Origin of the sequence: Sphingomonas lycopersici, assembly GCF_026130605.1 — a bacterium.
GTDB classification, from domain to species: domain Bacteria; phylum Pseudomonadota; class Alphaproteobacteria; order Sphingomonadales; family Sphingomonadaceae; genus Sphingomonas; species Sphingomonas lycopersici.
In genome coordinates this window covers 156,646-168,991 of record NZ_JANFAU010000007.1, presented here as the reverse complement: position 1 = coordinate 168,991, position 12,346 = coordinate 156,646, and the positions used below count along the sequence as shown (strand labels likewise).

Genomic DNA, 12,346 nt, shown 5'->3' with positions numbered 1-12,346 from the left:
CAGTCATCTTGTGCAATGCATCATGCACGTTCTGCACGCAGCCGCCAAGCTCGTCACGTCGCAATTGCAGAAAATGCACGCACGATTATTACTTTTCGCACTTGCACAATGGACCGCGCGGACGCACATGAGCCGTGCCTTTCAGGCATCCTCTCCTAAAAACTTTCAAAGGCCGGTCCTCGCGACCGGCCCTTTTTTTTGCCCGATTTCCCGCCCGGATTTTTGTTCGTAACTTACCCGCAACGACGCATCTCGAAACCGCGCCCAAGTGTTTCTATCTTCGCATATCAAGCGAGACGGAGAGCAAGTGTGGCAGACAGTGACGACGCGAAGCGCAAGCTGCAGGTGGCGAATGCGCGGCCGGAGGATTCGGGGCGCGGCGTCGCGCACCTCCCGCGCGCGTTCATGGCCGCGGCGGGCATCGCGGACGGCGACGTCGTGGAGATCGTCGGCAAGAAGGCGACCCCTGCCCGCGCGGTCGGCCCCTATGCCGACGACGAGGGGCTGGAGATCGTCCGCATCGACGGGCTGCAGCGCGCCAATGCCGGGGTCGGGTCGGGCGATTTTGTCGAGGTGCGCCGCACCGAATCGAAGCCCGCGACCCGCGTCGTCTTCGCCCCGGCGCAGCACAATCTGCGGCTGCAGGGCTCGACCAACGCGCTGAAGCGCACCTTCTTCCACCGCCCCTTGTGCCAGGGCGATGTGGTGGCGACCGCGGGGCACCAGCGGGTGCAGAACATGCCCCCCAATATGGCGCAGTTCGTCAACGCCCCGGCCTATGCGCTGCAGGAAATCCGCCTCGTCGTGGTCTCCGCCGCGCCCAAGGGGATCGTCCATATCGACGAGAATACCGAGGTCGAGCTGCGCCCCGAATATGAGGAGCCGGGCGACGCGCGCCGCGCCGACGTCACTTATGACGATATCGGCGGCATGGCGGCAACGATCGACCAGTTGCGCGAGATGGTCGAGCTGCCGCTGCGCTACCCCGAATTGTTCGAACGACTGGGGGTCGAGCCGCCCAAGGGCGTGCTGCTCCACGGCCCGCCCGGCACCGGCAAGACCCGCCTCGCGCGCGCGGTCGCCAATGAGAGCGACGCGCAATTCTTCCTCATCAACGGGCCTGAGATCATGGGCTCCGCCTATGGCGAGAGCGAGCAACGGCTGCGCAGCGTGTTCGAGGAAGCGGCCAAGAACGCGCCCTCGATCGTGTTCATCGACGAGATCGATTCGATCGCGCCGAAGCGCGGCCAGGTATCGGGCGAGGCGGAGAAGCGCGTCGTCGCGCAATTGCTGACGCTGATGGACGGGCTCGAGGCGCGCGCCAATCTCGTCGTGATCGCCGCGACCAACCGCCCCGAGGCAATCGACGAGGCGCTGCGCCGCCCCGGCCGGTTCGACCGCGAGATCGTCGTTGGCGTTCCCGACGAGCGCGGGCGGCGCGAGATCCTCGGCATCCACACCCGCGGGATGCCGCTCGATCACAATGTCAGCCTCGACGAGCTGGCGCGCACCACCTTCGGCTTCGTCGGCGCTGATATCGCCGCGCTGAGCCGCGAGGCGGCGATCGAGGCAGTGCGGCGGATCATGCCCCGGCTCAACCTCGAGGAACGCACGATCCCGCCCGAGGTGCTCGATACGCTGGCGGTGACGCGCGACGACTTCATGGAGGCGCTGAAGCGCGTTCAGCCGTCGGCGATGCGCGAGGTGATGGTTCAGGCGCCGACGGTGCGCTGGAGCGATGTCGGCGGGCTCGACGATGCGCAGATGCGGCTGAAGGAAGGGGTCGAGCTGCCGCTCAAGGACCCCAATGCCTTCCGCCGGCTCGGCATCCGCCCGGCCAAGGGCTTCCTGCTCTATGGCCCGCCGGGCACCGGCAAGACCCTGCTCGCCAAGGCGGTGGCGCGCGAGGCGGAGGCGAATTTCATCGCCACCAAATCGTCCGACCTGCTGAGCAAATGGTATGGCGAGAGCGAGCAGCAGATCGCGCGGCTGTTCCAGCGCGCGCGGCAGGTGGCGCCGACGGTGATCTTCATCGACGAGCTCGACAGTCTCGTCCCCGCGCGCGGCGGCGGGCTGGGCGAGCCGCAGGTCACCGAGCGCGTGGTCAACACGATCCTCGCCGAGATGGACGGGCTCGAGGAACTGCAATCGGTGGTGGTGATCGGCGCGACCAATCGCCCCAATCTGATCGATCCGGCGCTGCTGCGCCCGGGGCGGTTCGACGAGCTGATCTATGTCGGCGTGCCCGATTCGGCGGGGCGGCGGCGCATCCTCGCGATCCAGACGCAGAAGATGCCGCTGGCGAGCGATGTCGATCTCGACGCGATCGCGGCCGAGACCGATCGTTTCACCGGCGCGGACCTGGAGGATGTGGTGCGCCGCGCCGGCTTGATCGCGCTACGCGCATCGCTCGACGCCAAGGATGTGACGATGGCCAATTTCCGCGCCGCGCTGCGCGAATCGCGCGCCAGCGTGACCCCGGAAGTCGAACGCGAATATGAGCAGATCGCCGCCAAGCTGAAGCAGGAAGCGAATGCGCCGCAGTCGATCGGCTTCGTCATGCCCGGCCAGCTCAACCCGCACGGGTCGAAGGGCTGATCGAAGGAGGGGGCGGCGTCGCGGCCGCCCCTTTATTCCGCCTCGACCGGGCGCTCGACCAGCGCGCGCCAGCAATAGACCAGCAGCAGCAGGCACGCCGCCCCCGCCACCAGATAGGGCACGGGGTGGCTCAGTTCGTACAGCCCGACCCCGATCGACGGGCCGAGGATGAAGCTCGCGCCGTTGACGCTGGTCACCTTGCCCGCGACCGAGCCTTGCGCATCGGGGCCGACCGCGAGGCTCGACCCGGCGGTGAAACCGGGGCGGATGAAGCCGAAACCGAGGCTCGCCAGCGCATAGGCCATCGCGATGCTGTAGAGCGACGGCGCGACGCCGGTCAGCGCCGTCCCCGCCGCCGCCAGCACCAGCCCGACGAGCAGCAGCGCGCGCGGGGCGAGGTTGAGCAGCGGGATCAGCCCCCATTGCGCCAGCAGAGAGGAGCCCGCGCCCATCATCAGCACGATTCCGGTCGGCTCCAGCGCCTGCGCGGGGGGCAGGTGCAGCCGGTCGATCACGAGGAAGCCGATCGTCTGCCCGGTCATCGCCTGCGCGTGGCCCGCGACCAGCCCGGCGATCATCCAGCCGCGGATGCGCGGATCGGTGAACTTGACCTCCTCGCCGTGCGGCTCGGTCGCTGCGCGGACGCTCGCGCCGGTCGCCTGCCCGCCGATCGAGGGATAAGCGGTCGCCGCGCCATGGACCCCGGGGGCGATCCCGCGATCGTCCTCAAGCATCCGCCGGACGGTGAAGAACATCAAAAGCCCGAAGGCGGCGAAGATGAACGCCGGCCCGGCCAGCCCGACCCGCACGCGCCCGATATCGCCGAGGATCAGATAGGGCGCGATCGCCGGGCCGAGGATCGTCCCCAGCCCGAAGGCGGAGGCGAGCAACGTCAGCGCGCGGGTGCGCTCCTCACGCGTCGTATTCCCGGCGACCATCGCCTGCACCGCGGGCGGCGCGGCCGAGCCGAAGGTGCCGTAGATCAGCCGCCCGAGGATGAACAGGCCGAACGCCGCGGTGCCGCCGATCCAGCCGTTGATCCCCGCGGCGAGGAACAGGCCGCACAGGCTGAGGCTGACGGTGAATCCCCCGACCCCGAGCAGCACCATCGCACGCCGCCCCTGCCGGTCCGAACGATCGGCCCAATAAGGCGCCGCGATCACCCACAGCAGCGCCGAAACCGAAAAGGCCGCCGCCACCGCGCTGTCCATCACGCCGAGCGAGCGGCCGAGCGCGGGCAGCACCGATTGCAGCGCGGTATTGCCCGCGGCGATCGTGAGCATGACGACGAACAGCAGGACGAAACGGCGGTCGAACCCGCGCGTCACGCCGGCAGCGTCCAGCCATAACCGCGTTCGACGCGCGCCACGATCACCTGATAATTTTCATACCAATGCGCCCGCCCCCGATCGCGGATCGCGGCATGATCGGGGTTGGCGCGCCACGCCAGCGCCTCCGCCTCGGTCGCCCAATAGGAAACGGTGATGCCCCGCCCCTCGGCGTCGCGCACGCTTTCCACCCCGCGATAGCCGGGCTGCGCCGCGGCGAGCGCATCCATCGCCGCCGCCGCAGCGGCATAACCCTCTCCGTCCTGAGCGGTGCGTTGCGAGATGAAGATCACCGCCACCTGCCCCGCCCGATCGACGCTCGTTCCGTCGTGCATGACACCCGATTAGGCGCTTGGCCGGCGGACGCAACCCCGCATCGGCAACCGATAGCGCTTGCCCAGCGTTCGCGAGATGTGCGACGGGGGCATTGTTCTTGCGCCAATCCACCCGCCCATATGTTCGGGAGTGACATAGCTTCGATGCCCAGTTCGACCAGTGCCGTGCGCCGCGCGCAATCTCGCCCCGCCGGCGTGCCCGGCCCGTGGCAGATGTTTTTCCGGGGATTTCTGAAGCATCCGGTGATGGTGGGATCGATCATTCCCTCGTCGGACAAGCTGATCGAAAAGATGCTCGGCCCCGTGGACTGGCAGCGCTGCAAGCTGTTCGTCGAATATGGCCCGGGCGTCGGCACCTTCTGTCGCCCGATTCTGGAGAAGATGGCGCCCGACGCGACCTTGCTCGCGATCGACACCAACCCCGATTTCATCAACTATCTGCGCCACACGATCGCGGATTCGCGCTTCGTCGCGGTCCACGGCTCGGCCGCCGACGTCGAGACGATCGTGCGCGATCACGGGCATGAAAAGGCCGATTACGTCCTGTCCGGCCTCCCCTTTTCGACGCTGCCGACCGGCGTCGGCCCGGCGATCGCCGCCGCGACGCAGCGCGTGCTGCGCACCGAAGGCGCCTTCCTGGTCTATCAGTTCAGCCCCAAGGTCCATGATTTCATCGCGCCGCACTTCCCGCGGATCGATCACGGGATGGAATGGTGGAACGTGCCGCCGGCGCAGCTCTATTGGGCGTGGAAGGACGGCGAGTAATCGCCTCTAGCCCCTCCCCTGAAGGGGAGGGGTGTTGAAGACTCACTCCTCGTCGATCGCCAGGTTGAGCCCGCGCGATACGGTGGGATCAAGCACGCCGACCACCAGATAAGCGACGAACTGCCGCACGCGCTGCCACCAGCCGGTCTCGGCGCGATAGCGTTCGGGGGTCACTTCCGCCGATTGCGCCACCTCGCCGTCGACATAGCGGTGGACATAAGCGGCAAAGGCCTCGTCCTCGATCCGCAGCATCAGCTCCAGATTGATCAACAGGCTGCGCATGTCGAAATTGGCGCTGCCGATATGGACGGCGCTGTCGATCGCATAAAGCTTGGTATGCAGCTTCGACGGCAGATATTCGAAGATCCGCGCGCCGCGCTTCAGCAACCCGCGATAGGTGAAGCGCGCGGCGGCGATCGTCGTCTTGTTATCCGAATGCGCCGCGGTGACGATACGCACCTTCGCGCCGCGCAGCCCGACGCGATCGAGCCGGCGCAGCATCCGCGGGCTGGGGGTGAAATAGCCCGCGACGATATCGATCCGGCGGCCGAAGCGGATATCGTGCCGCACCGCGCGCACCCACGGTGACAGCCGCCGCGTCGGCCCGCCGATCAGCCACCGCACCCGCCCGCTGTCCTCGCTCCATTGCGCAAGCTGGCGGCCGAGCCGCCGCGCCGGGCGGTTCGGCGCGCTCGCCCAGCCGTATAGCGCATCGAAATAGCCGGTGATCCGCCCCGCCGCCGGCCCCTCGACCAGCAACCCCAGGTCGCGCCACGCCTGCTTGCCGCTGGTAAAATAATCGTCCTCGACGTTGAACCCGCCGATCAGGATGCGCGCGCCGTCGGCGAGCGCCATCTTCTGGTGGTTGCGCAACAGATAGCTGCGGCCGAAGCGCGGGATGAACCGGCACAGCGAGACCCCTGCCGCCTCCAGCGGGGCGAAGAATTGCCGGCGCCGCTCGACGTCGCTGCCGAAACCGTCGACGATCAGCGTCACCTTCACCCCGCGCGCGGCGGCGGCGATCAGCGCCTCGTTGACGCGGCGGCCGGAATCATCATCGGCATAGATATAATAAAGGATGCGCAGGCTCTCCCGCGCGCCCTCGATCAATCCGATCAGCGCATCGAGCCGCGCCGGCCCTTCGGTCAGCAGCGTCAGACGATTGCCGTCGACGGTGAAATGCTCCATCGCCACCCTGATGGCCGGATGCGGCGCGCGCGACAAGCCGGGGCGGGCGCACTTTTCTTGACTTTGCCCGCCCGCCTCCCTAGATCGCGCGCCTTCATCCAGCGATATTTTGCGAAGGAATAGCGTCCATGGCGCGCGTCACGGTCGAGGATTGCGTCGACAAAATCCCCAACCGCTTCGATCTGGTTCTGCTCGCAGCGCAGCGCGCGCGGCAGGTTTCGGGTGGTGCGGAGCTGACGATCGATCGCGATCGCGATAAAAATCCGGTCGTCGCGCTGCGCGAGATCGCCGAAGAGACGATCCTGCCCGACGATCTGGCCGAATCGCTCGTCGGCAGCCTGCAGCGCGTGCAGATCGACGACGATGACGAGGCCGATGCGGTCGGCAGCCTCGCCGCCTCGGCGGAAGCGCTGCGCCTCACCGCCGCCGCCCCGCCGCGCAACCAGAATCTCGGCGCCGATTACGAAGGCTGAGAATCTGGGGCTGAGAATCTGGGGCTGAGATCGCCCGAAAAAAAAGGCCGCGACCGTCATCCACGGTCGCGGCCTTTTTTTTGCGCGCCCCCGCTGACACCCCCCGTTCGGGCGGAGCTTGTCGAAGCCCGATAAGCTCAGGCGAACGGATTGCCTACAGGCTCAGCGTGGTGCTCAGCGACAGGATGTGATCCATCATCGGGCGATCGCCGCCGCGCGCGAAATGATATTGGTTGAGATAGCCGGCCTCGAACGACAGGGCCTCGCTCGCCTGCCAGTTGATCGCGATCAGGTTCCGCATCCGGTCCGCCCCGGTCATCTGCCCCCAATCGGTGTTGTTGAGCTCGACGATGCTCTCGTGGCTCGCGATCAGCGAGACGTCACGCGGCGCGATCGGCAGCGTCGCCTTGATCCGCGGGCGGAGACGAAATCCGGTCATGTCGGCGGCGGTGCGGGAGCGGTATTCGAGCCGCAGCCGGCCGGCGAGCCTCACCCGACCCAGGCGGCGAGTCACCTCGACCTGCGCGCGGACGCGGTTCTCGACGTTGCGGGCGCGGCCGCCGGAATAGCCGTTCACCCGCGCATAGGTCACCTGCACCGCCACATGCTTGGCGATCTCGCGCGTCGCCCCGCCGATCCACAGCGATTCGTACAGCCCGCCCGAATTGTCGCTGAAACGATAGGCCGCTTCGACGTCGATCCGCGTCCGCTGGTCCAGCCTGACCTTGCCCGTGGTGGTCAGCCACAAAGCGCGATCCTCCACCTGCGCCAGCGCCGGCGCGGCGACGAGCGAAACGGGAAGCGCGAAAAGGCTCGGGCGCATGCGACGGTGGATCAGGCGGCGGCGAGCGCCTCGTCGCTGACGAACATGTTCCACCGCCGCTCGTGCCCGAAGGTGCTCGGCTTGCCGTGGCCGGGGACGAAGGCGGTATCGTCGCCCAGCGGCCACAATTTGGTGACGATCGAGGTGATCAGCTGCTGATGATCGCCCTGCGGCAGATCGGTCCGCCCGATCGATCCCTGGAACAGCACATCGCCGACCTGCGCGAATTTGGACGGGGCATGGTGGAAGATCACATGCCCCGCGGTGTGGCCGGGGGTGTGATAGACGTCGAGTGTCAGCTCGCCCACCGTCACCGTATCGCCGTCGTTGAGCCAGCGGTCGGGCTCGAACGGCACCCCCTCGATCCCCCAGTTGCGCCCGTCGTCGGCGAGCCGCGCGAGCCAGAAGCGATCGTCCTCATGCGGCCCCTCGATCGGCACGCCGAGCTCGTCGGCGAGCGGCTTCGCCGAACCGGCGTGATCGATATGGCCGTGGGTGAGGAGCAATTTCTCGACCGTCACCCCCGCCTCGGCGATCGCGGCGCGGATCCGCGGGAGATCGCCACCGGCGTCGATCACCGCCGCCTTCATCGTGCGGGTGCACCAGATGATCGTGCAATTCTGCTCGATCGCCGTCACCGGCACGATCATCGCGCGGAGCGCAGGTTCTGGCGCGGCGCGCGGCGCGGGTTCGGTCATCGGGTCAATCCTTTCTCCCGATCCCTAACCCGCGCCGCGCCCTTGCCGCAAGGCGGAGCACCGGGCATGCAGCGCGCGCGATGCTCCCACCCCCGCCTTTCGTCCTGCTCGACGATGCCCGCCCCGGCGGCGCGGCGGCGCGGCTCTATCGCGCGCCGGCCGCGGTGATCGAGGTGCGGCAGCCCGGCGACATCCCCGCCGCGCTCGCCGCGCTGCGCGCCGGGGTGGCGGCGGGGCGGCAGGCAGCGGGCTTCCTCGCTTATGAAGCCGGCCTGGCGCTGGAGCCGGGCGCGGGCGACGCGGCTTTGCCCGACGCGCCCTTGCTATGGTTCGGATTGTTCGACGGTTTCCAGGAAATCGCCGATGTCGCCGCCGGGCTTCCCGACCCGGCCGGGGCATGGGTCGGCGCGCCCGAGCCGGAGGTGACCCGCGCCGATTATGACGCGATGATCGCGCGGGTGCAGGCGCTGATCACCGCCGGCGACATCTATCAGGCCAACCTCACCTTTCGCGCGAAGGTGCGCTTCGCGGGCGATCTGCCGGCGCTCTATGCCGCGGTGCGCGCGCGGGCGGCGGCGGGGTGGGGCGCGATCGTCGCCACCGGGCGCGAGACCCTGCTCTCCTTCTCGCCCGAATTGTTCTTCGCGCTCGACGATGGGCGAATCACCTGCCGCCCGATGAAGGGCACCGCGCGGCGCGAGCGCGATCCGGCAGCGGATGCCGCGGCGGCGGCGGCGCTGGCGGCGGACCCCAAGCAGCGCGCCGAAAACCTGATGATCGTCGATCTGATGCGCAACGATCTGTCGCGCGTCGCGCAGGCGGGCAGCGTCAAGGTGCCCGACTTGTTCGCGGTCGAGCGTTATCCCACCGTCCACCAGATGACCTCGACCGTCACCGCCGCGCTCGACGCGGGGCATGATGCGATCGACGTGCTCGCCGCCTTGTTCCCGTGCGGCTCGATCACCGGCGCGCCAAAGGTGCGCGCGATGCAGGTGATCGGCGAGGTCGAGCGCAGCCCGCGCGGCGCCTATACCGGGGCGATCGGGCGGATCGACGCCCCGGCCTCGGCGCAGTTCAACGTCGCGATCCGCACGCTGCACGTTCCGGCCGGCGCGAAACACGCTACGATCGGGCTCGGCGGCGGGATCGTCGCCGATTCCAACGCCGTCGACGAATGGGACGAGGCGCTGGCGAAAGGAGCTTTCTTGACCCACGGCGCGGGCGATTTCGACCTTGTCGAGACGATGGCCTTCGATCCCGAGGCCGGGGTGGCGCGGATCGAGCGGCATCTCGCGCGGCTCAAGGCGAGCGCGGCGGCGCTCGGCTTCGCGTTCGACCGCCACGCCGCGCGCAACGATCTGCAGGCCGCGACCTTCCGGCTGCGCCGCCCGGCGCGGATCCGGCTGCTCGCGGCGCGATCGGGGCGGATCGCGATCGAGACCGGCCCCGCGCCACTCGCCGCGCCGCGCGCGTGGCGTGTCGCGCTGGCGCCGCTGCCGGTCCCCGCGGGCGACTTCCGCTTGCGCCACAAGACCAGCGACCGTGGCTTCCTCGATCGCGCGCGCGTGGCGTCGGCGGCGGACGAAGTGGCGTTCGTCGACCCGCACGGTTTCGTCACCGAGGGAAGCTTCACCAATATCTTCGTCGAGCGCGACGGCGCGCTCGTCACCCCGCCGCTCGCGCGCGGGCTGCTCCCCGGGGTGTTGCGCGGCGAGCTGATCGATCAGGGCCGCGCGCGCGAAGGGGATTTGACCCCCGACGACCTCGCCGGCGGCTTCTTCGTCGGAAATGCGCTGCGCGGGCTGATTCCGGCCGTTGTTGCGGTTGCGAAATCGCCGGGCCTCCCGCTATAGGCCGCGGCGACATCAGCCATCGTTATGAGGCACGCGACATGAAGCCTTCCGCCGCGCTTGACCGTATCAGCCCTTCGCCGACGCTGGCGATCACCACCAAGGTGCTGGAACTCAAGCGTGCCGGGGTCGATGTGATCGGGCTGGGCGCGGGCGAGCCCGATTTCGATACCCCCGATTTCGTCAAGGAAGCTGCGATCCAGGCGATTCGCGACGGCAAGACCAAATATACCAATGTCGACGGCACGCAGGAGCTGAAGGAGGCGATCGTCGCCAAGTTCAAGCGCGACAACCACCTCGATTACACCAGGCAGCAGGTCAGCGTGAACGTCGGCGGCAAGCACACGTTGTTCAACGCGCTCGTCGCGACGCTCAACCCGGGCGACGAGGTGATCGTCCCCGCGCCTTATTGGGTGAGCTATCCCGATGTGGTGCAATTCGCCGGGGCGACCCCGGTGATCGTCGCCGCCGGCGCCGCGCAGGGCTATAAGCTGACCCCCGAGATGCTCGAGGCGGCGATCACCCCGCGCACCAAGTGGCTGATCCTCAATTCGCCCTCCAACCCGACCGGCGCGGCCTATACCGTCGCCGAGCTCAAGGCGCTGGGCGCGGTGCTCGAACGCCACCCGCAGGTGTGGATCTTCGCCGACGATATGTACGAGCATATCGTCTACGACGATTTCGTCTTCGCGACGATCGCCGAGGTGTGCCCGTCGCTCTACGAGCGCACGCTGACGGTCAACGGCTGTTCCAAGGCCTATGCGATGACCGGCTGGCGGATCGGCTTCGCCGCGGGCGCGCCGTGGCTGATCAAGGCGATGGCCAAATTGCAGTCGCAATCGACCTCCAACCCCTGCTCGATCGCACAAGCGGCGGCGACAGCGGCGCTCAACGGCGACCAGTCGTTCCTCATCGAGCGCAACGCGGCGTTCAAGTCGCGCCGCGATCTCGTCGTGTCGATGCTCAACCAGACCGACGGCATCACCTGCCCGCGCCCCGAAGGCGCCTTCTACGTCTATCCCGAAGTCTCCGGGGTGATCGGCAAGACGACGCCGGGCGGCAAGCGGATCGAGAACGACAGCGATTTCGTCGGCTATCTGCTCGAGGATGCGCGGGTCGCGGCGGTGCAGGGGGTGGCGTTCGGCCTCTCGCCGGCGATGCGGATCAGCTACGCCACCGGCGAGGACGTGCTGCGCGAGGCGTGCGAGCGGATCCAGCGCGCCTGCGCCGCGCTGCGCTGAAGAGATTTCAGCCGCGAAACACAGCGTTTCGGTTACCGCAATACAACGGCAATGAACCGCACCCTATGTAGCGGCTGAACGACGGCGTCAGGCCGCGTTCAGCGACAACAAATTACAGGCTTTCTTGGGTTTCCGGCGCAGCGCCCCCCAGCGGGCCGCGAAGAAGCGAGTCGAAAAGAGTTAAGCAGATGATCCAGTTCCTGAAATCGACCTTCCTGTGGCAATTCGCCGGAGGTTTCCTGATCGGGGCGGTCGGGCTGTTCGCGCTGCATCCGGCGTCCGCCGTCACCGCCACGACCGATGCGCCGACGCATATCGTCAAGCGCTGATAGCATCGCGCACGCGCGCGCATTATATCGGCGGACATGATCCGCGCTCCCATGACGATCGCCGCGGTCCTGGTGACCGCCAGCCTTCCCTTCCTCCCCGCCCGCGCCGAACGCGCGGTGCCGATCCCGCCCCCGGCGCGCGACGTGCCCGCCACCCCGAGCGCGCAGACCGCAATCCTCGCCGGCGGGTGCTTCTGGGGGATGGAGGCGGTGTTCGAGCGGGTGAAGGGCGTCCGCGCGGTGACCTCGGGCTATGCCGGCGGCGCGGCGCATAGTGCCAATTACAGCGCGGTTTCGAGCGAATCGACCAAACATGCCGAAGCGGTGCGAATCGTGTTCGATCCGCGTCAGGTGAGCTACGGCACGTTGCTGCGCATCTATTTCTCGATCGCGCATGATCCCACCCAGCTCAACCGTCAGGGGCCGGACCGCGGCCCGAGCTACCGTTCGGCGATCTTCCCGCAATCCGAGGCGCAGCGCGCGGTGGCCGAGGCCTATATCGCGCAATTGACCCAGGCGCATGCCTGGCCGCAGCCGATCGTGACGCGGATCGAGCGCGGCGATTTCTTTCCGGCGGAGGCGGTCCACCAGAATTTCTACGATCGCAACCCGACCAATCCCTATATCGTCCGCTGGGACAAGCCCAAGGTCGCCGCTTTCCAGGCGGCCTTTCCCAAGCTGGCGAAATAGGAAGATTCCCCCTCCGCCGTTCGGGCTC

12 protein-coding genes are annotated in these 12,346 nt (G+C 68.0%); 7 read left to right on the top strand and 5 right to left on the bottom strand.

Annotated elements, in window-relative coordinates; genetic code table 11:
* Nucleotides 1–309: 309 nt before the first annotated feature.
* Entirely contained in the window at nucleotides 310–2,598 is a 2,289-nt protein-coding gene (locus NED98_RS15245) for a CDC48 family AAA ATPase (protein ID WP_179513067.1), read from the top strand.
* Between the two features lie 32 nt (nucleotides 2,599–2,630).
* Here the strand turns inward: NED98_RS15245 and NED98_RS15240 are convergent, their stop codons facing one another.
* Together NED98_RS15240 and NED98_RS15235 are read right to left on the bottom strand one after the other, a co-directional pair.
* Nucleotides 2,631–3,881, bottom strand: a complete 1,251-nt coding sequence (locus NED98_RS15240) for an MFS transporter (RefSeq protein WP_265268844.1) — start codon at nucleotides 3,879–3,881, stop codon at nucleotides 2,631–2,633.
* A gap of 41 nt (nucleotides 3,882–3,922) precedes the next feature.
* Nucleotides 3,923–4,261 carry an antibiotic biosynthesis monooxygenase family protein gene (locus NED98_RS15235; protein ID WP_265313558.1) on the bottom strand — a complete coding sequence of 113 codons (339 nt, stop codon included), beginning with the start codon at nucleotides 4,259–4,261 and terminating at the stop codon, nucleotides 3,923–3,925.
* Between the two features lie 144 nt (nucleotides 4,262–4,405).
* On the opposite strand from NED98_RS15235, the gene NED98_RS15230 reads away from it, so the two are divergent.
* Nucleotides 4,406–5,026: a class I SAM-dependent methyltransferase gene (locus NED98_RS15230; protein ID WP_179513065.1), complete on the top strand. Its 621-nt coding sequence runs from the start codon at nucleotides 4,406–4,408 to the stop codon at nucleotides 5,024–5,026.
* A 42-nt stretch (nucleotides 5,027–5,068) separates the two neighbouring features.
* Here NED98_RS15230 and NED98_RS15225 read toward each other — a convergent pair whose 3' ends face one another.
* Nucleotides 5,069–6,214 carry a phospholipase D-like domain-containing protein gene (locus tag NED98_RS15225; protein ID WP_179513064.1) on the bottom strand — a complete coding sequence of 382 codons (1,146 nt, stop codon included), beginning with the start codon at nucleotides 6,212–6,214 and terminating at the stop codon, nucleotides 5,069–5,071.
* 128 nt (nucleotides 6,215–6,342) lie between these two features.
* On the opposite strand from NED98_RS15225, the gene rpoZ reads away from it, so the two are divergent.
* On the top strand, nucleotides 6,343–6,687 hold the full coding sequence (gene rpoZ, locus NED98_RS15220; protein WP_179513063.1) for a DNA-directed RNA polymerase subunit omega: 345 nt from the start codon (nucleotides 6,343–6,345) through the stop codon (nucleotides 6,685–6,687).
* A 154-nt stretch (nucleotides 6,688–6,841) separates the two neighbouring features.
* Here rpoZ and NED98_RS15215 read toward each other — a convergent pair whose 3' ends face one another.
* Together NED98_RS15215 and NED98_RS15210 are read right to left on the bottom strand one after the other, a co-directional pair.
* Nucleotides 6,842–7,510 (bottom strand): DUF2490 domain-containing protein, encoded by a 669-nt coding sequence (locus tag NED98_RS15215; RefSeq protein ID WP_265313557.1) that lies wholly within the window; start codon nucleotides 7,508–7,510, stop codon nucleotides 6,842–6,844.
* Nucleotides 7,511–7,521: 11 nt separating this feature from the next.
* Nucleotides 7,522–8,208 (bottom strand): MBL fold metallo-hydrolase, encoded by a 687-nt coding sequence (locus NED98_RS15210; protein WP_179513061.1) that lies wholly within the window; start codon nucleotides 8,206–8,208, stop codon nucleotides 7,522–7,524.
* 80 nt (nucleotides 8,209–8,288) lie between these two features.
* Here NED98_RS15210 and pabB point away from each other — a divergent pair, with 80 nt between their 5' ends.
* The 4 genes from pabB (at nucleotide 8,289) to msrA (ending at nucleotide 12,318) form a co-directional block, all read left to right on the top strand.
* A complete protein-coding gene (pabB, locus tag NED98_RS15205) occupies nucleotides 8,289–10,061 on the top strand; it encodes an aminodeoxychorismate synthase component I (protein WP_265313556.1) in 1,773 nt (590 codons plus the stop codon).
* Between the two features lie 38 nt (nucleotides 10,062–10,099).
* The gene (locus NED98_RS15200) at nucleotides 10,100–11,299 is read left to right on the top strand and encodes a pyridoxal phosphate-dependent aminotransferase (protein WP_265313555.1); all 1,200 of its coding nucleotides are present in this window, start codon (nucleotides 10,100–10,102) and stop codon (nucleotides 11,297–11,299) included.
* Nucleotides 11,300–11,487: 188 nt separating this feature from the next.
* Nucleotides 11,488–11,628 carry a hypothetical protein gene (locus tag NED98_RS15195; RefSeq protein ID WP_179513058.1) on the top strand — a complete coding sequence of 47 codons (141 nt, stop codon included), beginning with the start codon at nucleotides 11,488–11,490 and terminating at the stop codon, nucleotides 11,626–11,628.
* A 51-nt stretch (nucleotides 11,629–11,679) separates the two neighbouring features.
* Nucleotides 11,680–12,318, top strand: a complete 639-nt coding sequence (gene msrA / locus NED98_RS15190) for a peptide-methionine (S)-S-oxide reductase MsrA (protein WP_265268845.1) — start codon at nucleotides 11,680–11,682, stop codon at nucleotides 12,316–12,318.
* Nucleotides 12,319–12,346: the final 28 nt, after the last annotated feature.